Annotated in this window: 27 protein-coding genes; 21 read left to right on the forward strand and 6 right to left on the reverse strand. The window is 47.9% G+C overall.

What is annotated here, in order from left to right; translation table 11 throughout:
* Window positions 1–116: 116 nt before the first annotated feature.
* Complete coding sequence (locus tag ICC18_RS15790; RefSeq protein WP_188175412.1) at window positions 117–1,157, reverse strand: glycosyltransferase family 4 protein; 1,041 nt, start codon at window positions 1,155–1,157, stop codon at window positions 117–119.
* A gap of 139 nt (window positions 1,158–1,296) precedes the next feature.
* Entirely contained in the window at window positions 1,297–1,704 is a 408-nt protein-coding gene (locus tag ICC18_RS15795; RefSeq protein ID WP_188175413.1) for a hypothetical protein, read from the reverse strand.
* 230 nt (window positions 1,705–1,934) lie between these two features.
* Here ICC18_RS15795 and ICC18_RS15800 point away from each other — a divergent pair, with 230 nt between their 5' ends.
* From ICC18_RS15800 to ICC18_RS15825, 6 genes are all read left to right on the forward strand, one after another.
* Window positions 1,935–2,684, forward strand: a complete 750-nt coding sequence (locus ICC18_RS15800; protein ID WP_188175414.1) for a sulfotransferase domain-containing protein — start codon at window positions 1,935–1,937, stop codon at window positions 2,682–2,684.
* Between the two features lie 24 nt (window positions 2,685–2,708).
* Window positions 2,709–3,431 carry a glycosyltransferase gene (locus ICC18_RS15805; RefSeq protein ID WP_188175415.1) on the forward strand — a complete coding sequence of 241 codons (723 nt, stop codon included), beginning with the start codon at window positions 2,709–2,711 and terminating at the stop codon, window positions 3,429–3,431.
* 24 nt (window positions 3,432–3,455) lie between these two features.
* A complete protein-coding gene (locus ICC18_RS15810; protein WP_188175416.1) occupies window positions 3,456–5,249 on the forward strand; it encodes a glycosyltransferase in 1,794 nt (597 codons plus the stop codon).
* 84 nt (window positions 5,250–5,333) lie between these two features.
* Window positions 5,334–5,624 (forward strand): hypothetical protein, encoded by a 291-nt coding sequence (locus tag ICC18_RS15815; protein WP_188175417.1) that lies wholly within the window; start codon window positions 5,334–5,336, stop codon window positions 5,622–5,624.
* Window positions 5,625–5,642: 18 nt separating this feature from the next.
* Window positions 5,643–5,984 carry an alpha-helical endospore appendage domain-containing protein gene (locus ICC18_RS15820; protein ID WP_188175418.1) on the forward strand — a complete coding sequence of 114 codons (342 nt, stop codon included), beginning with the start codon at window positions 5,643–5,645 and terminating at the stop codon, window positions 5,982–5,984.
* A complete protein-coding gene (locus ICC18_RS15825) occupies window positions 5,981–6,274 on the forward strand; it encodes a hypothetical protein (protein WP_188175419.1) in 294 nt (97 codons plus the stop codon). The genes ICC18_RS15820 and ICC18_RS15825 overlap by 4 nt, the downstream gene beginning before the upstream one ends.
* A gap of 46 nt (window positions 6,275–6,320) precedes the next feature.
* Here ICC18_RS15825 and ICC18_RS15830 read toward each other — a convergent pair whose 3' ends face one another.
* Window positions 6,321–6,968, reverse strand: coding sequence for a glycosyltransferase family 2 protein (locus ICC18_RS15830; protein ID WP_188175420.1), 648 nt, complete (start codon window positions 6,966–6,968; stop codon window positions 6,321–6,323).
* 251 nt (window positions 6,969–7,219) lie between these two features.
* Between ICC18_RS15830 and ICC18_RS15835 the strand changes: the two genes are divergently transcribed.
* The 13 genes from ICC18_RS15835 to ICC18_RS15895 all read left to right on the forward strand — a co-directional run bounded on the left by ICC18_RS15835 (window position 7,220) and on the right by ICC18_RS15895 (window position 19,636).
* Window positions 7,220–8,239 (forward strand): glycosyltransferase family 2 protein, encoded by a 1,020-nt coding sequence (locus ICC18_RS15835; RefSeq protein WP_223192616.1) that lies wholly within the window; start codon window positions 7,220–7,222, stop codon window positions 8,237–8,239.
* 277 nt (window positions 8,240–8,516) lie between these two features.
* Window positions 8,517–9,326 carry a glycosyltransferase family 2 protein gene (locus ICC18_RS15840; protein ID WP_188175421.1) on the forward strand — a complete coding sequence of 270 codons (810 nt, stop codon included), beginning with the start codon at window positions 8,517–8,519 and terminating at the stop codon, window positions 9,324–9,326.
* A 5-nt stretch (window positions 9,327–9,331) separates the two neighbouring features.
* Entirely contained in the window at window positions 9,332–10,399 is a 1,068-nt protein-coding gene (locus ICC18_RS15845) for a glycosyltransferase family 2 protein (protein WP_188175422.1), read from the forward strand.
* Window positions 10,400–10,403: 4 nt separating this feature from the next.
* Entirely contained in the window at window positions 10,404–11,129 is a 726-nt protein-coding gene (locus ICC18_RS15850) for a glycosyltransferase family 2 protein (protein ID WP_188175423.1), read from the forward strand.
* Window positions 11,130–11,157: 28 nt separating this feature from the next.
* Entirely contained in the window at window positions 11,158–11,913 is a 756-nt protein-coding gene (locus tag ICC18_RS15855; RefSeq protein ID WP_188175424.1) for a sugar phosphate nucleotidyltransferase, read from the forward strand.
* Between the two features lie 2 nt (window positions 11,914–11,915).
* Entirely contained in the window at window positions 11,916–13,121 is a 1,206-nt protein-coding gene (gene lhgD / locus ICC18_RS15860; protein WP_312029547.1) for an L-2-hydroxyglutarate dehydrogenase, read from the forward strand.
* Entirely contained in the window at window positions 13,118–13,687 is a 570-nt protein-coding gene (gene rfbC, locus ICC18_RS15865; RefSeq protein WP_188175426.1) for a dTDP-4-dehydrorhamnose 3,5-epimerase, read from the forward strand. Before lhgD ends, rfbC begins: the two co-directional genes overlap by 4 nt.
* The gene (locus ICC18_RS15870) at window positions 13,684–14,724 is read left to right on the forward strand and encodes an NAD-dependent epimerase/dehydratase family protein (protein ID WP_188175427.1); all 1,041 of its coding nucleotides are present in this window, start codon (window positions 13,684–13,686) and stop codon (window positions 14,722–14,724) included. Before rfbC ends, ICC18_RS15870 begins: the two co-directional genes overlap by 4 nt.
* Window positions 14,724–15,617 carry a dTDP-4-dehydrorhamnose reductase gene (rfbD, locus tag ICC18_RS15875; protein ID WP_188175428.1) on the forward strand — a complete coding sequence of 298 codons (894 nt, stop codon included), beginning with the start codon at window positions 14,724–14,726 and terminating at the stop codon, window positions 15,615–15,617. Before ICC18_RS15870 ends, rfbD begins: the two co-directional genes overlap by 1 nt.
* Window positions 15,614–16,765 carry a CgeB family protein gene (locus tag ICC18_RS15880; protein WP_188175429.1) on the forward strand — a complete coding sequence of 384 codons (1,152 nt, stop codon included), beginning with the start codon at window positions 15,614–15,616 and terminating at the stop codon, window positions 16,763–16,765. Before rfbD ends, ICC18_RS15880 begins: the two co-directional genes overlap by 4 nt.
* Window positions 16,766–16,843: 78 nt before the next feature.
* On the forward strand, window positions 16,844–17,986 hold the full coding sequence (locus tag ICC18_RS15885) for a GT-D fold domain-containing protein (RefSeq protein ID WP_223192617.1): 1,143 nt from the start codon (window positions 16,844–16,846) through the stop codon (window positions 17,984–17,986).
* Window positions 17,983–19,362 carry a glycosyltransferase family 2 protein gene (locus ICC18_RS15890; protein WP_188175430.1) on the forward strand — a complete coding sequence of 460 codons (1,380 nt, stop codon included), beginning with the start codon at window positions 17,983–17,985 and terminating at the stop codon, window positions 19,360–19,362. Before ICC18_RS15885 ends, ICC18_RS15890 begins: the two co-directional genes overlap by 4 nt.
* Window positions 19,363–19,378: 16 nt before the next feature.
* Window positions 19,379–19,636: a hypothetical protein gene (locus ICC18_RS15895; protein ID WP_188175431.1), complete on the forward strand. Its 258-nt coding sequence runs from the start codon at window positions 19,379–19,381 to the stop codon at window positions 19,634–19,636.
* A gap of 52 nt (window positions 19,637–19,688) precedes the next feature.
* On the opposite strand, the gene ICC18_RS15900 is transcribed toward ICC18_RS15895, so the two are convergent.
* Window positions 19,689–20,678, reverse strand: a complete 990-nt coding sequence (locus ICC18_RS15900) for a ketoacyl-ACP synthase III (protein ID WP_188175432.1) — start codon at window positions 20,676–20,678, stop codon at window positions 19,689–19,691.
* 216 nt (window positions 20,679–20,894) lie between these two features.
* Between ICC18_RS15900 and ICC18_RS15905 the strand changes: the two genes are divergently transcribed.
* Window positions 20,895–21,659: a peptidoglycan-binding protein gene (locus tag ICC18_RS15905; RefSeq protein WP_188175433.1), complete on the forward strand. Its 765-nt coding sequence runs from the start codon at window positions 20,895–20,897 to the stop codon at window positions 21,657–21,659.
* A gap of 93 nt (window positions 21,660–21,752) precedes the next feature.
* Here the strand turns inward: ICC18_RS15905 and ICC18_RS15910 are convergent, their stop codons facing one another.
* Together ICC18_RS15910 and ICC18_RS15915 are read right to left on the reverse strand one after the other, a co-directional pair.
* Window positions 21,753–22,784 carry an anthranilate phosphoribosyltransferase gene (locus ICC18_RS15910; RefSeq protein ID WP_188175434.1) on the reverse strand — a complete coding sequence of 344 codons (1,032 nt, stop codon included), beginning with the start codon at window positions 22,782–22,784 and terminating at the stop codon, window positions 21,753–21,755.
* Entirely contained in the window at window positions 22,781–23,431 is a 651-nt protein-coding gene (locus tag ICC18_RS15915) for an ANTAR domain-containing response regulator (protein WP_223192618.1), read from the reverse strand. The genes ICC18_RS15910 and ICC18_RS15915 overlap by 4 nt, the downstream gene beginning before the upstream one ends.
* A 481-nt stretch (window positions 23,432–23,912) precedes the next feature.
* Here ICC18_RS15915 and ICC18_RS15920 point away from each other — a divergent pair, with 481 nt between their 5' ends.
* Window positions 23,913–25,151, forward strand: coding sequence for a nitrate/nitrite transporter (locus tag ICC18_RS15920; RefSeq protein WP_188175435.1), 1,239 nt, complete (start codon window positions 23,913–23,915; stop codon window positions 25,149–25,151).
* Window positions 25,152–25,167 lie beyond the last annotated feature (16 nt).

Genomic DNA, 25,167 nt, shown 5'->3' on the forward strand with positions numbered 1-25,167 from the left:
TGCTAGGGGAAAAAGAGAGGTTCTGGTCTGATTTCTCAATCTTGTCTCATAGAAGGGATAAGTTAATGGGTCCGACCGCCTACTGTGTTGAGGGACCCATTAATATAAGAATGATCTTACAAACGTTTTCCTGTAATGGCATAGACGGCTTTTTCAAATTCGTTAAGGCTTCTATCCCATGTCCATTTCATGGACTCCTTTTCTCCCGCTTGTGCTAATTTCTTTCGAAGAGACGGGTCCTCTATCAAACGGCGAATCTGATCGGATAGATTGTTTTCGTAACGATAGGAGAGAAGGCAATTTTCCTCGTTTCGGCAGTAATCCATGTTCCCGCCCGCATAGGTGGTCACCAGGGACGCTCCGCATCGCATCGCTTCTAATCCAGGTATTTGCGCAGTGTCATAGGTGGATGAGCTTACGAATATATCTGATTCGTTATAATGCTTGCACATGGCTTGATCGTCCGCCGGTTGAATAAACCGAAACGGATATTGTTTGCTCAGAGATTGAATGTAAGGCGACGTGGCGAATTCGGTGGGAGGCGTGAAAATATTGATTTGCACATGCGGATACTGCGCCTTGATGAGTTGAAGATGATGAAGCAAATAATCTTGTTCCCTGTGCCAAACGTGTCCCCACTCCGGTTTTCTCAAGATGGCCGATATTTGCAGCTGATTCCGGGACTCCCGAAGGTGCTGATTGTGAAAGGCAGGACTGAGGCCGACAGGAACGATATGCCCCATGACTCCGTGGAGTAAATGAATCAACTGCTGCTGCCACTTCGATAACACTAGCAAGTTTCTCGTATGATGGTAGGTTCGGAAGGTTAGATGATTATCCGGTAGAAAGGCAGGCTCATAACAGAGGCTTAGCCGAATATGCACACCTTTGCCTCTCTCACTAGCCACTTGCGACCCGGAGACAAGGGTGAAGTAATTCGAAACAATGACGTCGCTTGGAGGAAACTCATCTACTTCTACATAATCGAGCTGGCGTGTACGGATGATTTCAGCTTTAATCGGAAATTCAACGATACCGGCGCGAGGCATAAGGATGGTGACCTCATGGCCACGATCTGTCAGACCGTTTACTAGCTCTGCCAGCATACGTTGCGCCCCGCCGATCGATAGGGTAATAATAGGAAACGTAAATTTCATAAAGTTATCTCCTCGTCCATTCAATTTAACTCGTTACAAGCTTTTGGAATATCTTATGAGCAGGCTCCGATGCTTGAATGGACTCTTGTTCTAAATGTAAAAGAAACCCCCTAAGAGGGAGTTTCTTAACGTGAACAAATTAAGCCGGGGCAATCGCGATCCCGCTAAAAGCAACCGGACCGATAACAGTCGCGCCCGTTAAAAGATTCGATACTTCGGCTGTTATCCGGTAATCATGGCTGCCTGCAGGCGGGTTAATATCTACTGTATTAAAAGAAACATTTTTTTCTTCTAACAGAGATAAAGTGGTTGAAGTAATGCTGAATATAGGGACTGTGTCTCTAATAATTCTAAAAGTCACATCCGGCAAACCTAGTGTCACTCGATATCCAACGGTCACATCTAAAAACACGCTTGTTCCTGCTATAACAGTCAGGCCAAAATCCGCCAGGACGATATTTGCGGGTGCTACCGGGATCGATCTATTGATCGAACCGCTTGATGTGGAAGGAATACTTTGAAAAGCATCAACGATTTGTTTCGCCATGGAAAATCCCTCCTTTCCTGTGGAGTACATCACTAAGAAATGACTCTCTTTGTGATGCTACTAAAATATGACGGGGAATAATAGATTGACTATGTCATCATCTAGATTCTTACAAAAATAGGTAGATTTATCCGAAATAGGTTTTCATACAATCCAAAATGTCTCTAAGAACGTATCCTAATGATATCTTTTATATTCACGACTCTATGGAAGAAGGGGAGAAAGAGCACATGACCACGCCGACGCCGCTTCCCGGTTTTTTTATGAATACGATACCCAAAAGCGGGACTCATTTGCTGTTGCAGATCCTGTTAGGCATGCCTGATATCACGCATGATGAATTCAAGCATATGTACGAAGGGACTAGAGAACAGGTTGAAAAGCATAGCCAAGTATTACGACAAGCAGCCGGGAATGAAATGATTACCGGGCATATTTACCATATGGAACCATGGGCGGATATGTTTCGTCAATTGCAGATGAAACAGATTTTTATGATCAGGGATTTGCGGGATACGCTTGTTTCCTTTGTTCATTTTGTCCGAACCATTCCCTACCCGTTCTCCTTCGCGGATCCGAACCTTCCATTAAAAGAAAGTTACATGCAAATCATCTATGGAATTCCTGAGATTGAATATCCGAATATTGCTGACTATTATCGCCTTTTTCTTAGCTGGAAGGATGAGCCTGGCGTATGTACGGTCACTTTTGAAGACTTGATGGTGTCCCATGCGTCGCGAAGAGCGGCCATCAAGAGAATAGCCGAATATTTATGGGAAGGACGAACGACTCCGATTCCGATGGAGCAAATGATTGATCGCATGGAAGCAAACATTGATCCTCAAAGCTCTCCAACTTTTCGGCAAGGGAGAATCGGCGGCTGGCAGAAAGCATTTGACGCTGATATCAAGGCTGCTTTTAAAGAAGTGGCGGGCGAGCTGTTGATTGAATTGGGGCAAGCCAAGAATATGAAATGGTGAAATGAACGAAGAAAGGAGCCTCTCATGGAACAACTTAATAGGCCGAGAGTGTCCGTCGTGATGCCTTTTTACAATTGTCCTTATGTGGACCGGGCCATTCAAAGCGTGCTGAAGCAAACGTATCCGAATATCGAACTTATTGTCGTCAGTGACGGATCCACCCGGTACACCGATCTCGTAAAACCTTACTTGGCTCAGATTGTTTACATTGAAAAAGAAAACGGCGGTACGGCTACAGCTTTAAATACCGGTATTAAGCATGCAACAGGGGAGTTGTTTGCATGGTTAAGTTCCGATGATGTATTTGAACTGACAAAGATAGAAAAGCAAGTCACTTTTATGCTGAATACGAATGCTGCAATTAGCTACACAAACTTTCACCTTATCGATGCTAACGACCAAATTACACATACAAATGTAGGTCTTCATTTTCAGGATCGGCTTTACTTTCTAAAGCACTTAGTGGATAGCTGCCCTGTGAACGGTTCTACGATCATGATGAAGACGGAAGTGTTTCAAAAAGTAGGCCTCTTTGATGAATCTCTCCCTTACACACATGACTTCGATTATTGGAAGCGGGCTGCTCTTCATTATACGTTCCATTCGCTTAATGAACCGCTTCTTCGTTACCGGATGCATGATGCCATGGGCAGCAAAGTGCATAGCCAGGAACAATGGGTGGAGATTCAAGCGGTAAATCGCAAGTACCGGGAAAGCCTACAACGTCTGATAGCGGCAATGATGTAAGCTCCTGTAAGGAAGGTGAAACCTATGATAGATGATTCAATATCCTTTTCCGGCAATGAATCGATGACTATCCAGACGCTCATCAGAGAACTCGCTGATTCCTTCACCTATGAGTTCTGGGTAAAGCCAAGTGGCGAAACCCGTCTGGATGTGGAGTCATCGTATGGTATTTATGGAAACAAGGGACAAAAGTATCTCATCGGTCCAGGCTGCGGCGAACATATCAATGAGGCTGGTATCGGCATCTCCATCGGCACGAATGGAATTGCCGTCTATGAGCATACCATCGACCACCTTCCTGCTGTCCTTGTTCATCCTGCTTATTTGAAACGATGGATGCATGTGGCCCTGGTTTATCAAAACAAAGTCCCTTTTCTTTATTTGAATGGGCAGTTGATCAAAAAAGGCTCGGTCAGCAGCAAAAGCAAGGTCTATCCTTCCGCCATATTTGGAGGGTATTCGCCTTACGGTTTTTTTCAAGGAGAGGCTGGAGAGTTCAGGATTTGGGATCATGCAAGATCACAGGAACAAATTGGCCTTAACATGCATGCCTCTCTTACCGGCGATGAAGCAGGCCTATATTGGTATACCAATCATAAGTCCGGCATCACCGTCCACCGGGGTCTGAAAAGAACCTTGGATGTCAGCCTCGTGCTCCCTTCCTATAATCGTTATCCGTATAATCTGCTCACTTTGTACTCCTTGCAGAACCAATCATACGATCTCACCAAGGTGGAAGTGATTATGGTTGATAACGAATCCAGCGACCTGACGCCTTCCATCGTGCATACGCATAACTTTCCCTTCTTGTTCAAGTATATAAAATGTGAAAAAAACGTAGGCAGACCCCGATCGAGAAATATGGGCATTAAAGCCGCCGCCGGAAAAATCATCATCTTCTTGGATGCTGAAGTGCTTGTAGAATCTGACTTTATTGAGCAGCATGTGTTAACACACCAAGACCAAGAGCGCCGAGTTGCTATTGGTACCATTCATTTGAGAGGCGTTTACTCGTTGATCCATCCTGGATTCAATGCCGAACAGATCAAACACATGAATGGATTGATGAATAAGGATCAAAGAAATTGGTATGAGAAATGGGAAGCGTACACTAGTAACCCAAAGATCGTCCCCTTATTCAATGCGGATGATATAAAAAATCAAAAATTTCGGTCGGTTTCCTTTACCAAATTGCATGAAGAGTATTTCCAAAAGGAAGTACTGCGGCATTATGGGGACCATTTTTCAGGTTTTGCTTTTCCATGGATCTTCTTCTTTACCGGAAACATCTCATTACGTAGAAGCTTATTGAACCAGGCCGGATATTTCGAAGAGTGGAACGGGTATGGTTGGGATGACGTGGAGATGGGGTATCGGTTGTTTAAAATGGGGGCGTCTTTTCTAAATCTTAGCGAGATGATCACCTACCATCAGGAACATCCCATATCCACGTCTATTGTGGAGGAAGCACATCTTAATTTCAATAAATTCCAAAAGAAATATCGAGAGATGGACGTCCAAATTTTTGCGTTAAACCTCATTCCGCATGGTAAAACATTGTATCAATTGAACCAGATCATGATACAGTACACCACACTTTGCCAAGAGTATAAGGGTGATTTTAAACTCTTTAAGCAAACATTCGTTTCGCTGCTAGATAGAGCAAGTTACTTGTTGGCGAATAAAATGAAAGTGACAAAGTTGCTGCCGCAGAGTGATCCGTCATATAAGAAGATTATGAAGGAAAAAAACAAAATTAGCCGCTTAGGAAAATTTCATGAATTGTTAGACGGCTTTGAGACGTTATGCTGCCTATAAAAGAAACCCCGATGTCATTCCCATTTTTCGTCAAGCCGCATATGCTAAATGGGGAAAGTCAACAAATGAGGGGCGGGAACAAATATGCAGGATCAAATCACTTCGATACTGAATCACATGGCGAAGTCGCAGCAAGAGATGGCGCGCACCCTGGAAGCTAAACGATTCATCGTTGCACATATGGCATCGATGGTAGTGCAAATCCCGGACCGTGATCCTTCGTTTGGCGAGATTGAGTCGTTGGTGGAGCATTCGCTTGAAGTGACCAAAGGGATTACCAGCTATTTAAACAGCCTTGCCGATCTGGAAGATGCCTTAGCTGATAATCTGGCACCCATTGTGAAGGCGATGAAAGAACATCCTAGCGAAGAATAAACAGGGAGTTGAGCCTACTTGGATAGAACGGAAAGTTACTTAACAATTCTGGATGCAACGGCGAAAATTCAATTCAACGTGGCATTAATCCTGGAGGCCAAGGCACTTCATGCCGAGAAGTCCCGCAATTGGATATGCCACCATCTGTCTACGTCTGCCTATGAAAGCAACTCCGATCATATCAAGAAAACGGGCGACATCCACGAACAGCTCATCGCGGTCATTGAAGGGATCACCAAGATGGAGGCTGCCTTCGCCAAAAATCTGGGAGTTCTTATTGCGGAAGAAGAAAGTACAGGTCTTGATGCAGGCGGGGGTCTCGGCGATTTGCTCAATTTAGGCGACGGGTTTGACAAATGAGTCTCCGGGATAGAGAACAGTGGATCAAGCTCGATTTATTAACCTCTCTGGCGAGAAGCCAACGGGCATTGACCCGAATTATTGAGAGCGTGGCACATTCCGTAGAGGCATCTCCATCGTTAGGTAAGCAAGTAGCCGAAAATCTGGAATCTATTGTGCGCTATCAGCACATTTTGACTAGGAAGATCACAGGTATTCGAATCGCTCACATACAAAAAGGAACACCTGCGCATCCGTGGTTGAATACGCAGGCTGGCGTTCATCAGGCATATCGCAAGCCCCCCTCTTAATTCATGAATTCGATGAAGAGGGGTTTTTTGTTGTTGTTTTTCCAGCTCATTTGTTAAATGGCGTGGTAAACACTTCTTTGTCAGTCGTTCCGCCCCATTTGGCAAGGTAGTAGTCATGGTGAATAGTTATCGATGATCGGAATACTCTTAAACGATAAGGATCCGATTTAGTCGTCTGCCCACGGTGATGCGTTACAGGCAGATGTGTCCATATTACGCTATAGCCGGCCATCCTCATTCTTCGGTAGTATTCGCTATCCGCGAAAAAATTCGGCATGACCGTATCCCACCATCCTACCTCTTTTACCGCTTTCAGATTGAAGGCGCACAAGATATCGTATTGGGTTAAGGCCACCCCCCACTTATCTCCTCTTGCTTGCCACGATTCCAGAATCTCTAGAAACTTCTCAGGGGTCCCTTCGTGCGGTTCCGCATCATGATGCATGAACAAGACAGCATCGCAACCCTCTCGCATGCCTCGTTTTAACAGGTAATTAAATATCTGTGTAGCGGAAAGCGGAACGGGAGGTTCAAAAATGTTCACTTTGTTCCGCAGCTCGTGTTCTTCTCTCAGATCCTGCAGGTCTGAGTTATCGACAACAATAGTATGCGGCCAGTAGGGCTTGATACTGTCGACCGCTTTATGAAGGAGATCAAGACGATTGGCGTAACCAATGCCGACGATATATTTCATAAAACAACTCCTTATCATGAATTTGTAAGTTAGGCGAGGCGGGTTAGGTGGTTATTTATCCACATGTTTCCATCGTATGACCATGTCCTTTTAATTGCCATAAACGAATTCACCAAACTGAACCTAGTCATTCGCCAATTTTTAGCCAAGCTGGGTTAATGCATATGAATCCGCTAATGGGTATTCATAGTATGGAAGCAGGCCAGGCACAAGGTGACTAGAGAACTGTGATGTTTCTCGGAGGTGAGTACATGATGAAAAAGAAAGGCCGCATGCTGCTGAAGAAAAAAGTCGGTATGGTGAAACAAAGGCGCAAGAAGAGAACCGCTAGTAGACGCCTTATCCTTCTAAAAAGAAAAAAACGAAATCAGCGGCTTAAGTACAAGATGAGTAAACAATTGCGTCGAATAACGCGCCGTCTGAAAGCCGAGTCCAAGAATAATGGGGTGCAAGTGGACCATAAGCAAATTTTTTATTATGAGACGGAGGACACACAGTCTCCCCAAGATTCCACATCGGCAGCTGGGCAAAATGAACCCGTGGAGCAATTGGAGGTACGGCCAGCCTGGTTGACAGTGGTCGTTGGGTATGTCAACCGATCCGATTTACTTGTTCAGGCACTGAACAGTATTCGATTCTACTGGCAGATTACCACTGTCATCGATAATTCAAAGAAAGACAACTTGACTGATCAGCCAATCGGACTTCCGGTAAAGGTATTCCAGCCTCCTGATCCGCTCTCTTTCAGTCAAACGATGAATGTGATGCATCGTATCGCAGCCGAGAATGGCTCTGAAGTCTGCATCTTCATGCACAATGACGCGGAGCTGCATGCCGGGATGGCTGAGCCATTGCTGCAGACGCTGGAGGAGCTTAAGCAATCAGGTCGCAGATGGGGGGCCCTTCGAACGGAATCGCCGGCGTTAACTGCATACAACATGGAGGCTATAAGCGCGATTGGACCAATGGATACGATACTGCCGCATGATTTTGCCGAGCAAGATTATTATAGACGCATGAGCTTGCTTGGATTTGAGATCGTGGATTCAGGATTGCCGGTCACGCATCATAATGACGGCGCCTCGACATATAAGTCGGATGAGGAACTCCAATTTATCCGGGTTAAGACGAGGCCCTTTTACCTGAACTACTATCAAGATAAATGGGGCGGGCCTCCAGGGGGCGAGACGCATGAGCAGCTATTTGGAGAGTACCCAATAAATCCGGTACCGAACTATTTATACAGATTCAAACGAATGAACGGGAAATAAATTCCACAAAATCCGGTTCCCAAGATCACATCTATCAGGGCATGTTTCATGCCTCTCCTCTAATCCTAGCAGCAGATAACTGCGAAATTGGCAAATCGTTATATATTATGAGATTCGAAGATCATTTGCATGTACGAGTTTCCCAATTTCGGGTGTGACAGATGTCCCATTTTTATCAATTCACGCAGAGGGCTTAAACGAATGCCGTGCCCTAAGGGATATATGGACATACAATGGGTACGAAAACGAATGGAGTTCAGTATGGGAGCGTGTGGTCATGTTGCAACGTAAGAAACGAAAGTGGTTGAAACCGAGAATAAGATCTCGGCCTATATTCAAACCTATTTCCATAAGTCAAAATCCGAAAGTATCCGTCGTGATACCGGCGATGAATGAAAGAAAAACGATCGCTGCCGTTATTCGTCAGGCTCATCGGGTACATCCTGCCACAGAGGTTATTGTTGTCGTTAACGGTTCCCGTGATGGAACGGAGCTTATTGCGCGCAAAATGGGTGCAAGGGTAATCGCGTTTAAGGAAGCGTTAGGGCATGATGTGGGTCGGGCAATTGGCGCGATGCATGCAAGAGGCAGCATTTTGCTGTTTATCGATGCAGACATCGTGATTGCAACAAGAGATCTCAAACCATTCGTTCATGCCGTCCAAAAAGGTATCGATGTAGCGCTGAACAGCTATTCAGGCAATACGCGTACGGATCAAGTACATCCTGTCGTTCTGGCGAAGCATGCTCTGAATCTTGTGCTGTCCCGTCCTGATCTGCGGGGAGCTTCCATGACGACCATTCCCCATGCGATAAGCAGAAAAGCGCTGGAATTGATCGAAGCAGAGCATCTATCCGTGCCTCCTTTGGCTCAAACCATCGCGATTCATAAAGGTTTGGAACTTCACAAAGTATATGACGTTAATGTAGGTCGGGTGAATCCGAGAAAAAGGAGAGCCTTCAAAGTAGATCCTCTGCGGAATCTCATTGTCGGAGATCATCTGGAAGCCATTGAATGGTTACTGAATGAGACGAACGAGCGAGGCCTGCTAACAGATTTATCCAGGGATCGATCTTTTGTGGGGTGAAGATATTGAAGCGAAAAGGAGTCCTTGTGAAATTCCGCAAGAAAATTCCAATTAGAAGAAAGAGAGTGCAACCGGCCAGACGAAGGCGGCTTGCGCCTGCATGGATCATGCCGCAAACCATTCATCGAACCGGAAGAAGGTTTGCAGGGGATCATCCGCTTCCTGAAGGTGAACAGCCCATCTCCTTTATAAATTCGTTATGGTATTACTACTACAATAGCGAGAGACGAAGTATTCCGATCAATCGGTACGCTGCATGTGCGGAAGCTTTTCTCGATGGTTACTGCGCACAGTTGGGCATAGAGAAACCCGATGGTGTGCTGATTCCAACGCTGAAGAGCATGGCGGCTGTCATTACGGTTTTCAATGAGGAAGAAACGATCGGCCATGTGCTGGAACAGTTGAGGCGACTCCAGATACAGGAAATCATCGTCGTTATTAATGGCTCTACAGATAACAGCTTTGCCGTCACTAGACAAACCAGTCCCGCAACAATCGTTCACTATCCGGCCGCAATTGGGCATGACGTGGGACGCTCGATTGGCGCTATGCTAACGACAGCAGACATGGTGTTGTTCCTCGACGGCGATATACCGATCAAAGCGGAGCAGCTGCTTCCGTTTATTCAAGCGATGGATGGCGGGGCGGATGTCGCGCTGAACGACTTGACTCCATTCATCGGCCAATTCGCATTACGCGACGGCGTCACCATGATGAAGGAGTTTTTGAATGCAATTCAAGGCAGGTCGGACTTGAAGTCGAACTCCATGACGGCCATTCCCCACATGCTCTCTAGCAATGCGATTGAGCGAATAGGGGCAGCGAATCTGATCGTTCCTCCAAAAGCCCAGTCGCTGGCCATAAAGCTAGGACTAAGGATTTGCGCCCCGGCCAGCATCGATGTCATCAAGGAAAACAAAGTAACCCGTTTGAACACGGGAGCTTTCAATCCGGTCTCGAACCTGATTCTTGGCGATCATTTGGAGGCCATGCATACGTTAATTAAAAGCCATAGCAGCCGGCTGGGCTTTGTGGATCCTATCAGGAAAAGATCCCAGTTGCGGAGGGATTAACAGGATGATTACCAGTATTATTATTCCGACTTATAACGAGAAAACGCTGCTCAGGGATTGTATCTATTCCATCAGACAGCATACGGATGTTCCTTATGAAATCATTGTTGTCGATAACGGATCGACCGACGGAACGCTCGAGTTTCTGCTCCAGGAAGAAATCCCTTTTGTATCCTTTTATGGGAATAGAGGTTTTCCTGCAGCCTGCAACGCAGGTATGAAGCTCTCGAAAGGCAGCGCAATTCTCCTTTTGAACAATGACGTGCTTCTTACCCCAAACTGGCTGAGGCATATGCTGGATTGCCTCTACCATCAAGAGGACATCGGCATCGTCGGACCCATGTCCAATTATGCCAGCGGCAGGCAAAAAATTCAGGAGGCCTACACGAACCTGGATGATATGACCCGCAAATACAACGGCCAAAAAAAAGGAACATATATCGAAGTTAGGCGGCTGATCGGCTTCTGTTTCTTATTCAAGCGTGAAGTGATGCAAAAGATCGGACTGCTCGATGAGCGCTTCAGCCCAGGCCATTACGAAGATGACGATTATTGTTATAGGGCAAGACAAGCGGGCTACCGGCTTATGATAGCGGAAGATACGTTTATATTCCATTACGGCAGCGCCAGCTTTGGCAAAAAGTCTAAAGATCAGTTTCGCCAGATTGTGGAACGCTCTCGTGAGTTGTTTATGGAGAAATGGGGAGTGGATCCTCGTTCATTCATTTAAAGGAAGCTAAAGAAAGGATGGCGTTGCTATGAAGGGAGTCATTCTTGCAGGGGGAACGGGAACCAGGCTGCGACCCTTGACGAAGATGATCAACAAGCACCTTCTTCCCGTCGGCAAATATCCCATGATTTATTATGCCATTGAAAAGCTGCGAGTAGCGGGAGTAACCGATATTTTGCTGGTGATGAATAATCATTCGGCTTCACTATACACCAATTTCTTTGGCAGCGGCAAGGACTGGGGAGTTAAGCTTGCCTATAAGATTCAAGAAGGAGCGGGCGGTATTGCCGAAGCGCTGGAGCTTGCGGAGAGCTTCGTGCATCCGGGCGAAAAGCTGCTGGTGCTGCTCGGAGACAATTTGTTTGAAGATTCTTTGGCAAATTATGTGAAGGAATTCGAGCTTCTGCCCGAAGGGGCGAAAGTATTTTTGAAGCAGGTCGATGATCCAAGACGATATGGAGTTCCCGTGATGGACGGAGCGTTGATCAAGCGGATTGAAGAGAAGCCGGAGCATCCGAGTTCCTCTTATTGCGTAACAGGTATTTATATGTACGATTCTTCCGTATTCAGCATGATCAAGGCGATTGAGCCGTCGGCACGCGGTGAATTGGAAATTACGGATGTCAACAATTTGTATGCGGACAAAGGGCTATTAACCTACCACATTCTTACAGGCTGGTGGATTGACGCAGGTACATTCCCGTCCTGGTACGAAGCGACCGATAAATTGCGCGAGTATCCGGATCCGGGAAACCATGCACCCACTCCGGGTGATGGGTTTTGAACGTGTACGATTATGTCATTATCGGTGCGGGCATCATCGGATTAACGATTGCTCTCGAGCTGAAGAAAAGAGAACCCGGAAGTTCGGTATGCGTGCTGGAAAAAGAGGCTGATGTCGCTGCTCATGCGAGCGGGCGAAACAGCGGCGTGCTGCATGCCGGCTTTTACTATTCAGCGAACAGTTTAAAAGCCAGGTTTACCAAAGAAGGCAACCAAGCGATGAGAGCTTACTGCCTGAAGCACGGCTTGCGCCTCAACGAATGCGGCAAGCTGGTTGTCGCCAAGGATTTAACGGAGCTTGCGGGACTCGAGGAGTTGAAACGCCGGGCTGAGATCAATGGAGTTGAACTCGTATGGATGGATGAGGACGAGATCGCGGCGATTGATCCGAATGCCCGTACGTTCCGCAAAGCGCTCTACTCGCCCACGACAGCATCCGTCGATCCCGTTGAGGTATGCCAGATGCTGAAGCATGACAATATGGCGAAGGGTGTGGCATTTCATTTTTATACTCAATACCGTAAGCATCGAGGGGATCTCGTCTTCACAAACAATGGCACGTATAAGTGCAAGTACTTGATCAATGCGGCCGGTCTGTATGCAGATCGTATTGCGCACGATTACGGCTTTGGACGTGAGTACACGATCATCCCGTTTAAAGGCATGTACTTGAAATATACGAAAAACAAGACTGATGTGCGGACGAACATTTACCCTGTTCCCAATCTGGGCAATCCGTTTCTCGGTGTGCACTACACGAAGACAGTCGACGGAAGCATCAAGCTTGGACCAACGGCGATACCGGCATTCTGGCGGGAAAATTACTCGGGTTTTCATGGTTTCAGCTTGAAAGAATTTATACAAATCGCCGGTTATGAGGCGAAGCTGTTCATAACCAATTCTTTTCACTTCAGACGCCTCGCCCTTGAGGAAATGCGCAAATATATCAAAACCTATTTCATCAGGCTCGGCAGGAGTATGGTTCATCGTATCGATCCGCAAGGCTTCGGCCACTACCTGCGGCCAGGCATTCGAGCTCAGCTGCTTCATAAAGCGTCGATGGAGCTCGTTCAGGACTTCGTTATCGAAGGGGACCATCGCTCCATGCATGTGCTTAATGCGGTATCCCCGGCCTTCACCTGCTCCATGCCTTTTGCCGTGTATGTAGTCGATCATATCATGGAACAACGAGGAGGAGCCCTTTCATGAAAGTGATTTCTACAAAGCTTCCGGGCGTGTTGGTGTTCGAACCGAAGTCATACGGCGATCATCGCGGTTTTTTCATGGAAAGTTACAACCGTCATACATTAGAGCAGCTTGGCATTCATCATGATTTCATTCAGGATAACCATTCCTTGTCCGTTCAAGCTGGCATCCTGCGAGGCCTTCATTATCAATTGGCGCCAAAGGCTCAGACCAAGCTTGTTCGCGTTTTATCGGGAGCCGTATACGACGTGGTCGTCGATATACGCCAAGGCTCGCCAACTTATGGCGAATGGGCCGGCGTCATTTTGAGCGCCGAGAATAAACGCCAGATTCTGGTGCCGCAAGGCTTCGCTCACGGTATTTGCACCCTTGTTCCGAATACGCAGCTCATGTACAAAGTCGATCAATACTACTCGCCGGAGCATGACCGGGGCATTGGGTGGAACGATCCGCAGCTCGGCATTGAGTGGCCTGTATCCGATCCGATTTTATCTGATAAGGATCGAGGGCAACCGCCATTGGCGCAAGCTGAGATTAACTATCTGTATGAGAGGAAGGAACAAACATGAAAACAATCTTGGTAACGGGAGCCGGCGGTTATATCGGCAGCGTGTTGGTGCCTAAGCTGCTGGGTAAAGGCTACAAAGTGAAAGCAGTTGACCGTTTCTTCTTTGGTACAGATAAACTGCCTCAGCATCCCGACCTCGTTTTAATCAGGGAAGATTCCCGCCGTCTGAAGGAAGAAACGTTTGCCGGCGTCGATGCGGTAATCGACCTGGTCGCCATCTCCAACGACCCCAGCGGCGAGTTGTTTCAGGAAGCGACTTACCAAATCAATCATATCTCCCGTGTCAGTACGGCCCTCAATGCGAAGAAACTGGGCGTAAAACGCTACATTCTTCCGTCCTCCTGCAGTATTTACGGTTTTCAACCGCCTGAAATGATCGTCGATGAGACTTCACCTACCAACCCGCTCACTACGTATGCCAAAGCGAATGAAATGGCGGAGCAAGGGGTTCTGCCTCTGGCCGACGATACATTTACGGCTGTTGTGATCAGGCAGGCCACAGTTTACGGTTATTCGCCGCGCATCCGTTTCGATCTGGCGATCAACGGCATGACGCTCGGCGTATGGCAGAACGGCGTCATCCCTCTTATGAGAGACGGTTCGCAGTGGAGACCGTTTGTCCATGTCCAGGATACGACCGACGTTATGTGTCTGCTTCTGGAAGCAAAGCCGGAAGTGATTAACGGACAAATTTTTAACGTTGGCTCGGATAGCAATAACTATCAGCTTGGCAAATTGGCTGAAGAGGTTGCAGGCGCGATGCCCCGTAAGGTAAATATCGAATGGTACGGAGCCCCTGACCACCGTTCCTATCGCGTCAGCTTTGACAAGATCGAGAAGGCGCTGCAGTGGAAGGGAAAATGGACGGCTGCGCAAGGTGCGCTTGAAATTTACAACGCGCTGGAAGCAGGCGAAGTAACCCGTATGGATCAAACGATTACGCTAGGCTGGTACAATGAGCTCGTCAAATGGCATCGCATCATTGAAGATGTCCGGTTGTACGGCGGCATCATCGATCTCGAAGGAACGAAAATGTGATGAAAAGGATTGTGTTGTTAGGCGCAAACGGACAATTAGGCTCGGATATCCGCAGCGTATTTGCGGGAACAGAAGTGTATGAGCTCATTCCACTTACACGCGAACAGTTGAACGTAGAGAATACCGAATCGGTTATTCCCTTCTTGGAGAATCTCGGTCATTTCGACGTACTGATCAACTGCACGGCCTTCCACAATACCGAGGAATGCGAGAGCGATCCGCTCAAAGCGCTGATGGTCAACTCCATCGCGGTGTTGCGAATGGCAACATTTTGCAAGCAGCATGACGTCACGATGATCCATTTCAGCACGGATTATGTGTTTGACGGCAACCAAAGCTCGCCATATACCGAGGAAGCGGAGACGCACCCCCTCAATGTGTACGGCAGTACCAAAGCAGCGGGGGAAAAGGCTATCGCAGCTTACCTGGATCGCTTCTTTATTTTTCGCGTTTCTTCATTATACGGGGTCGCTGGCTCGAGCGGCAAAGGCGGCAATTTCATTGAAACGATGATCCGTCTGGTGAAGCAAGGTAAGCCGGTTTCCATTGTCAATGATGTGGTGATGTCGCCGACGTATACACTGGACGTGGCTCAAGCGGTTAAAGCTTTCCTTGACCGCAATGTGGCGGATTACGGCATTTATCATTGTTCCGGCGAAGGCGGCTGCAGCTGGTATGACCTTGCTGTGGAAACATTTACCCTTTGCGGACTTTCTTATGATGCGACGCCGATTCCTTCCAGCCGCTACGAGGCCAAGTGTAAAAGACCCGCCTATAGCGTGCTGGATAACGGCAAAATCTCCTCTATTTATTCGATGCCCCATTGGAAAAGTTCATTAAAAGCTTACTTAACTCAAAAAGGATATGTCACGGAAACGGGAGGAACGCAATGACAACAAAGGTTAATAAACGTGCAAAGACCGTTCAGATTTCCTCTCAAGGTGTCCGGTCCAGCGCTTGGGCAGCCGGAAGGCAGGCGGGTTACGGTCAGGGATGGGAGCACGGCTACCATATGGGACGATGCCAAAGGGTGCTTCAACAAACGCCGCAGGACAGCGGAATCCTTTGGGAGCTCAAGGTGATGTATGTAAGAGCCAACGGGGCACCTTACGCAGCCATGGATGATGGCATAACGGGCAGCTTGCAAAAGCTGGTACGCGAAGTTATTGTGGTCAATCCATTGGATAACGTTGTGGCTATTGCGGAGGCTACCCGGCCGGATCTCGTCCTCGTGCTGGATGCGGCAGGGCTATCGTTTCCGGTTGAACATGTTCAAGCAATTCGCGCTTTGGGCATACGGACAGCGGTATGGCTGCCTGACGATCCTTATCACTCGGATCAAACGATGATGATCGTTCCGTCTTACGATTACGTATTTACGCTGGAGATCAGCTGCGTTGATGCATATAAAGGTTTAGGCTGCGAACAGGTGCACTATCTTCCGTTCGGCATTGATCCGGAACGCGTCAAGCTGGAATACGTGCCGACCAGCTACCGCAAAGACATTTGCTTCATTGGCACCGCATTTTGGAACCGGGTCGCTTTTATCGATGAAATGGCGTATTACTTAAAGGATCAGAATGTCATGATCAATGGTTATTGGTGGGATCGGCTTCAATCCTATCAAACGCTCGCGTCCAAAATTAGCGGTTATTGGCTGAGTCCGGAAGAAACGGCCAAACATTATTTTGCTTCGAAAATTGTCATTAACCTGCACCGCTCTATCGATGACCAGTCACACAACAGCAATAGCAAACAGATTCCCGCCTATTCCCCGAATCCCCGGATGTTTGATATTGCGGCGTGCGGAACGCTCCAACTGACAGATGCACGCCAACAGCTGGATCAATTTTATACGCCTGGAGTGGAAATCGATACATTCAGCTCTCCGCAGGAGCTGATCGCGAAGATTCAGTATTATTTGAGCCATGAAGAGGAGCGGCAGCGCATCGCGCTCAGAGGCTTATCCCGTACGCTGAAGGAGCATACGTACCGTAGCCGCCTGCACCAATTGTTGACTATTACCAATGGCGTGCAGTAGAGCCCGTTCCGAAGAGGTTTCGACAATTGGCTTCATAGAGGGATTTCTCTTTGGATTATCGTTAAGGCAGGTGAATGTATGCTAACCCTTCAGAAGAAACAACGCGGCACGATAGGGAAGAAAGGTGTGGTCTCACGCTCATCAAGCAAATTCAGAAGAAAGCGCAAACGGTTATCCCGTCTGCTCGCTGTGAAGAAAATGCGGAAACGTACGACTGCAGCCCGTTTAAAAGTGCTTAGAAATCATGCAGCGGTTATTCCGCGAACGGGAGTTCCGGTTGATCATGCGCAGCCAACCTACGATCAAGGATATAACGACGGCTTTAACAGAGGGTACGATACGGGATTGAACAAAGGGTTGGTCGAAGCGTCAAACGAGACATCGAACGATATGTTAAATAAGCAGTTAAATCAATCATTCCAAGATGGGAAGCACGAGGGCGGAGACGCTATTGTCGACCGTTGTTTGCCGGATTATCAAATATTGCCCGAAATAACCGTCGAGCAGATCATCCATGCGGGTATTGAGCAGTTGCAGCCGAAAATCGTTCATTTATTAACCCCGGAAGCACTGGGGGATAGAATCGTGGCAGCGCTAAATAGCCATTCGCCTTTTGCCCTGGTGCGATTGGGGGATGGGGAGCTGCTGACGCTGGCTCAAGAAACGATCATGTCGATCGAACAAATCAGGGAAGAGGGCAGCTTTCTTCCGTATGCGGGCGTTAACGTTCCTGATTTGGCAGTAAAGGGAGAGCTGGTCAAGGCGATCCGGGGGGCGAGCGTGGTCGGCATACCAAAGCTGCGGGTGCGTAACTTTCAACCCCTTGCTTTTTCCGTATTCAAAGCAGAAAACATCGATTACCGCGGGCTCACATTGACAGATTCATTAGTTAATTATTATTTGTATCACGCCGGATATTTGTCGCGAATCACGCAAGGACGCCGGGTACTGCTCGTAGGCAACCTGGCGAAGCAACTTGCCGAAGTGCTTCGCAGTCATAACGTAGTCATTGCGGGTGAAGTTGCCCCGGTAAATGGCGTACCGGATATTCCCCGCATTAAATCTATCGTTGCTCAGCACGATTTTGATATTGCACTTGTCTCAGCAGGCATCTCAGCAGTTATCCTGTCTGAGTGGATTGCCTCTGTGATGGGTAAAGTCGCCATCGATTTCGGACATCTGGCCGACGCTATTGTCAAAGGGGAGGCACCGTACCGATGAAAAAGGGAACCAAGAGGGCTGTTGCTGCGACGAAATCTGTCGCAAACGTCAAAACGAAATATAATGAGGCCTTTAACAAGGGATATAATCGGGGTTACGATTTGGCTCACGATGATGCTTATCAGAGCGGCTGGCATGCAGGGGCATCCAGTTTGGTCCAGCCGTTTCAAGGAACCAGCATCATTATTGTGACAACGAACGACCAGAGAATGCATCTCCAGAATTGTATCGAAAGCATCTATCAGCATACGCCGGAGCCGTTCGAAATCATTGTCATCGACAATGCATCTTCTGATGATACAGCCGAATATCTTAAATCGCTTACGGGCAAAATTCGCTATCGGGTGTTCGAGAAAAACCTCGGTTTTGCCGGGGGCACGAATCAGGGGCTCAAGCTCGCGCGCGGCAAGACGCTGTTGTTTCTCAATAACGATACGATCGTTACCCAAAACTGGTTGACCAATATGCTGGCTTGTCTTTACAGCAATGAGAAATTTGGCCTCGTCGGCCCTATGACGAATTATATTAGCGGCGATCAGCTCCTCGAGACGAATTACACGTCGACGGAAGAGATGCATCGCTTTGCAGAGGCGTTCAACCAGTCGAATCCGGGCAAATGGCAGACTACAGGTCGATTGACTGGTTTTTGTGTGCTCATGCGCCGGGAAGTATTCAACCGTCTTGGTTATTTGGATGAAGGCTTTGAGATCGGCAACTGCGAGGACGACGATTTCGGATTTCGTACTCGTTTGATGGGGCTCGAGCTTGTCATTGCCAAAGATACCTTTATCCATCATGTCGGCAGTGTCAGTATTAAAGCGCTTGGCGAGCGGTTTGAAGAAGTGTATGGTAAAAATCTCGATTTTTATTCGAAAAAATGGGGCGATACGCACAACCTATTCAGTCAAGTACAGTCGATGCTGGATGGAGCTTCCGTATCGATGAACGATTTTTATCCGACGCATATGGTCGTACGCGGGGTTACCCCGCAGTTGTATTGGATTGAGAACGGCATACGCCATCCAATTTCTGATGATTCAGGGCTTGCTTCGAGCCGCGTTTCTCAAGTTGACTTACGGGGATGGCAAATGGGAATGCCTATAACCGGTCAAGAGGTACAGCTGAAGCTGGAGGAACTCGGGCGGCAAGAGAGGCTCAATGAGCAACTTCCTGAAGGTAAGCTTCTTATCGATCAGGAAGGCGGGATTTATCAGGTGAAGAGCGGTAAATTGCATCGTTTTGTTGGCGATTTGGCGCTAACGTATTGGAATTTGGCGCTGCGTCAAAAAGCGCCGGTCAGACGCGGTACATTACAGCGCAATGCGCATGGGCTGCCCATAATTGCACCGGCTGTAATTGTGGCCAATAACGTATAAAAGGAGTTAGAGGCGAATGAGGGTCAGGCAGACAGTCCGTAAAAAGCGGAAAAATATGACACGATATAAGAAAAAGTTGACCAGTACGACTTTAAGAAAAACGAAAAAAATCAAGACGGTTAAAGTTGTAAAAAAGAGATACCGGTATTCCTTATCGGCTATCCAGCGCGGTGGGTATGATTTAGGCTTTAACCGGGGATATGATTCAGGGTATGAAGATGGATTCAGTAAAGGCTTTGAGGACGGATATGAATTCACTTATTCAGCATCGTAGAAGAGATGAGCTTTTATAAGCGGTTTTTCGTTTATAAAAGCTCATCTTCCCGTTAACCCCAGCGAACCATCAATCCCGCATGTGTTAAACCGCCTCCGAAGCCATATAGAAGAAGCGTATCTCCTGCCTGCACCTTGCCTTCCTTGATCCCCAAATCCAGGGCAAGCGGAATTGAAGCCGCGGATGTATTGCCATAGAAGACAAGGCTGTAGAGTGCTTTTTCAAACGGGATACCGCTCTTCTCACAGATCGACTCAATGATGCGGAGGTTCGCGCTGTGGGGGATGAACCAGTCGATATCACTGCGCTGCATATTGCTCTTTGCAAGTAGCTTCTCAATGCCTTGCGGTACGGTTGTCACCGCAAATTTATACACTTCACGGCCATTCTGGACAAGCTTACCTTCGCCGCCTAACGGAACTCCGTTCAAATGGGAGGCAAGACCGGTACGATATACATGCTTGCCGCCTGTGCCATCCGAACCGAGATGATGTGCGAGAAAAGCCGGATATTCATCGTCTCTCTCGACCATAACGCTACCTGCGCCATCCCCAAACAGAATGCAAGTGGAACGGTCGGTGTAGTCCGTAATCTTGGACAAGGTATCGCCTCCGATGACAAGAACCTTTCGGTGTACGCCTGCGGAAACAAGCGCACCGGCGGTATGCAGCGCATAGGAAAAGCCGGCACAAGTGGCATTTAGGTCATAGGCGCCTGTCACCGGGATGCCGAAGTGCGCCTGTACCAAACAGGCAGCAGAGGGGAACGGCAGATCGGGCGTATGGGTGGCCACAATGATAAGATCAACGTCATCGAGTGATGTCTGATACCTTGCGATCATATCCTCGACAGCGCGTATACAAAGGTGGCTCGTATATTCATCCTCCGCGGCAATCCGGCGTTCCCGGATGCCTGTGCGTTGAACGATCCATTCATCGTTCGTATCAACCATCTTCTCAAGTTCGTCATTCGTTAGAATTCGATCCGGCACATAGCTTCCGATCGCTGTGATGCGAGCGTTCAAGGCAGACAAGTTATTCATTCTGGGATCACTCCTCGTAAATAGTATCAAGTATTAGTATCTGGTACTAATTTTAATTTAGTAGATCCCTGCGCCAAAGTCAATGGGTTTATTATTTTTTCGAAGCGGTAACCAAATCTTCTTTGTTTTGGATAATTCATGACAAATAGGTTCAACCTACTCTTATCGTCAGTTCTGCGACGAATGATGCTTATGACGGGGAGTGTAAACAAACTCATGTTAAAGGGCCACAGAAAACGTGTCTGGATCGTGCTAATCTGTGTTGCATTGTTCCTTTCTTCGACGACAACCGCTTTTGCCTTCGGCAAAGGGGCTAAGGGACCTGATGTCTATGCGGTACAGGGGATGCTGAAATCGTTAGGCTACTACAGCGGACCGATAACTGGCTATTATGGCAATCAGACACAAGCAGGCGTTAAAGCATTTCAAAGCAAATATGGTCTTCCCGTTACGGGAAATGTGGACGATCAGACGCTGCAATCCATTTTATGGGCATACGGCAATTTGAAAATTCCCAAAAAGCCGGCACCGACACCAACGCCGACGCTACCCGGTCCAAAGCCGACACCAACGCCGCAAGCCCCTGCTATGCCTAGCTTGACAGTAGAGGAGCAGCAGATGTTGGATTTGGTGAACAAAGCGCGGGCAGAAGCGGGGCTGCCGCCGCTTCTGGCAGATCCGGCCGTCACCAAAACGGCCAGATTGAAGAGCCAAGATATGGTCGACAACAATTACTTCTCACATGATTCGCCCACGTATGGTTCGCCCTTCGATATGTTGAACAAATTCGGCATCAGCTACAATGCCGCCGGTGAAAATATTGCCTGCAATCAAAACGTGCAGGCAGCACATGAGGCGCTGATGAATTCGTCTGGGCACCGCGCTAACATTCTAAGCAAAGACTATACGCATATCGGCATAGGTATTGTTAATGGCGGTCCTTGCGGTAAAATGTTTACGCAGCAATTCATCGGCAAGTAACGGCGCCAGGCGGTAAGCCGGGTCAGCCGACAGAAAGGACCCCGGGGCATAAGCCCGCGAGGTCCTTTTTACGATTGTAGCGACTAATAATGATTATGTTGTGGAAACCGGCTTAATGGCTTCCGTCCACTCCGTATATTTGCGCAAAGCGTTTCCTTGCTCGATGGCGTGCCGGGCCAGATAAATCCCTTCCTCAATAGAACCGGCCTTTTGTGCGATCCATAAGCGGACAGCGCTATTAAGCAGCACCATGTTCAGGTAGGGCAGCTCAGCCTCGCCGCGCAATACGCTCAATGCTGTTTTACCTTGCAGCTCAGCGGTCCATTCCACTTCGGGAACTTCGACCATCAACTCATAAATTTCAGGATCGACGATGTAAAGCTCGCTGGTTCCATCTTGAATCACGTAGGTGCGGGTGCGTTTATCAACGCCGAGATCTTCAGAGCCTTCCATCCCTTGTACGACGATCCCGCGGGAAACGCCCAAATCGACGAGCAAATTGGTGATTTTCTCAAAGACGGTGCCGTGGAATACCCCCACGGCCATGAATGGCGCTTCCGTAAAGCGAAGCAGCTTCTCTGCGGTGTTGAACACGGTACGCAGCCCGAGTTCCTGGCGCAGTCCGCGCAGCTCGCCGAGCGGCGCGCACCAGCTCTCCGTCGGCGTGAACAGGAACCCTGTTCGCGCCGCGGCGGAAATGAGCGCTTCACGCGATGCTTGAAGCGCAGGGACCTTCAACGCTTCCAGCACGTCAGTGATCGTTATGCCCCACTTGGGGGGCATACTGGGACTGCCGTGAAGCGTTGTTGGAAGCCCGCATGCGGCAAGCACGAATGCGGTCGGCAGCGTCGCGATGAACGTGCGGGCACGTCCATCGTAAGGTCCGGCGCAGTCCATGCTGCCTGCGATCGGGTAAGGCGTGATGCGCGCGCGAAGCGCATCGATGAAAGCTTTGAGCTCATCGGGGGATTCCATCTTGATTCGCTCCGCGACAAGAAAAGCACCGGTTTGAGCGGGAGTCGCCGCACCGGTCAATATAGCTTCAGCCGCTTGCGCGGCTTCATCGTAAGTAAGATCTCTAGCTCCGCGTTTTCCGCGGCCCACTTCTTTTAATAAGGATATCATCGTCTTCGTCCTCCTTTATTCTCATCCTGCAGCAATTGATACACTTTGACGATGGAGGTGGCAACGTCTACCATCCGTTTGCGTTCATTCATCGCTTGCTTGCGCAAAAAATCGTAAGCCTCCGCTTCCGATATATGCTTGATTTCACATAAAATCCGCTTGGCTTGATCAATCCATTTGCGCTCTTCGAGTTTTGACAGGAGCTGCTCCCGTTCCTGCTGCCATTCAGTCCGCTGGAAAAAATGATTGACGCCGAGCAGTAAAGCGCAGTGTATCTCCAATGCACTCATTTTGGAGCCGAGCAACCCGTCGATGCCTGCGTCCAGCTTGCATTCATTGCTGGGGAACGTATGCGCATCACACCACCAAAATATAGGAAGGCTGCGATGGGCAAGCATGCGAGAACGCCATGGCTCCACTTGTTCTGGTTCTACTGATAATAATACAGCATCAACCTTGGGAAGGATTATAGAAATATCTTTGGTATGCGTAGCTTCATATACACGAAATCCCATATCTTTCAGAACAGCTTCAGGCATAGACTTCCTAATTGCAGGCGAAGCATCCAGTTTATAAGGCGTTGACGAGGTGGAGGGAGCCCGGCGAATTCGTTCAAACTCGTCGATCAATATAAATGATTGTAACATTAAGATACCTCCATCATCATTCAACTTTCAAACAACTTTCAAAACGATGTTAATTCCGTGTAAGGTTTTATCTTCGTTTTTGAATTCATTTACGGCATAACTATATCATAATGTTATAAATTTTGTCGATACGCACCTATATGAAGTGGGTCAAAAAATATATGTGAAGTTTATTGACATTTCAAATGGAGCTATACTATAATGACAATATGAACGAACACAACGTTGTGTTCTCAACTAAGGCAATGGCGCCTATCCCTTACAAATGCGTATATGGATAGGCTTTTTATGTTCACCTTAATGTAAGCTATTCTAACATGCGGATCACAGTGAAGTGACTGCAGTGGCAATGAGGCCGATGAACATACCGCAATCATGCGGTTATGCGTATCGGTCCTTTTTTGTTGCGTACAGACAGAAAATCACAAGGATAGGAACACACAGAAGGCGCTAACGCCTCAAAAAAAGGAGAGGGTACCACATGGTCGATCGGAAAAGTTTCATGCAAGTAGGGCACAAAGGCTCATTATTCAGTTCATTCTTGTATTTTGACATGAGCTTCATGGTATGGGTTCTTCTTGGACCGCTCGCGGTTATCCTAGCCAAAGATTTTAATCTGGATGCAGCCCAGAAAGCGAATCTCGTAGCGCTGCCGGTTTTGGGGGGATCGATTCTTCGATTAGTGCTTGGTTATTTAACGGACAAAATCGGGCCTAAGCTTACCGGGCAAATTGGATTGACGTTAACATTAATCCCTCTGCTCTGGGGATGGCAGTTCGCCGACACCATGGGTGATATGTACTTCGTTGCACTTATGCTCGGTATTGCCGGAGCAAGCTTTGCAGCTGCGCTTCCGCTGGCCAGCAGCTGGTACCCGCCGCAGTATCAAGGATTGGCGATGGGAATCGCAGGAGCAGGGAACAGCGGTACAATCTTCGCTACTTTATTTGCAAACCGGTTAGCCCAGCATTATGGTGATTGGCACATTGTTTTTGGTCTTGCGATGATTCCGATTGTTTTAACGCTAGTCATCTTCAGTTTGCTGGCTAAAGACAGTCCGAATAAGCCGAAGCCAAAGACACTTGCCGAATACGGAACCGTTCTAAAGCAAAAAGATTCCTGGTTGTTCTGTATTTTATACAGCGTCACGTTCGGCGGTTTCGTCGGCATGGCGTCGTACTTGACCATTTTCTTTAATACACAATACGGTCTAGCCCCGGTTAAGGCGGCTGATTTCACAACACTTTGCGTAATTGGTGGAAGCTTCTTCCGTCCGGTAGGCGGATGGCTTGCTGATAAAATAGGCGGCATACGGATGTTGATGGTTCTTTATGGCGTTGTCGCTCTGATGATGGCCGGTATTTCTACACTTCCTTCGCTTTCAGTTACAACCATTTTGCTCTTCATTGCCATGATGGCTTTCGGTATGGGAAATGGGTCAGTATTCCAGCTTGTACCTCAACGCTTCAAGCAAGAAATTGGTGTTATCACTGGCATCGTTGGCGCTGCCGGCGGATTGGGAGGATTCTTCCTGCCTAAAATTCTTGGCAACCTGAAGCTCTCCACAGGTTCCTTTACACCAGGCTTCCTAATCCTGAGCGGCATTGCAGTAGCGTGTGTCTTATTGATCGCTGTGGTGCAAGGTCAATGGAAACGTACCTGGATTGGTGAAGGCGGTAAAGTGAAAACATCGGCTCCACTAGACAGCGTACATGCATAATTGAATAGGTTCGGGC

It is taken from the genome of Paenibacillus sedimenti (genome assembly GCF_014534655.1).
GTDB classification, from domain to species: Bacteria; Bacillota; Bacilli; order Paenibacillales; family NBRC-103111; genus Paenibacillus_E; species Paenibacillus_E sedimenti.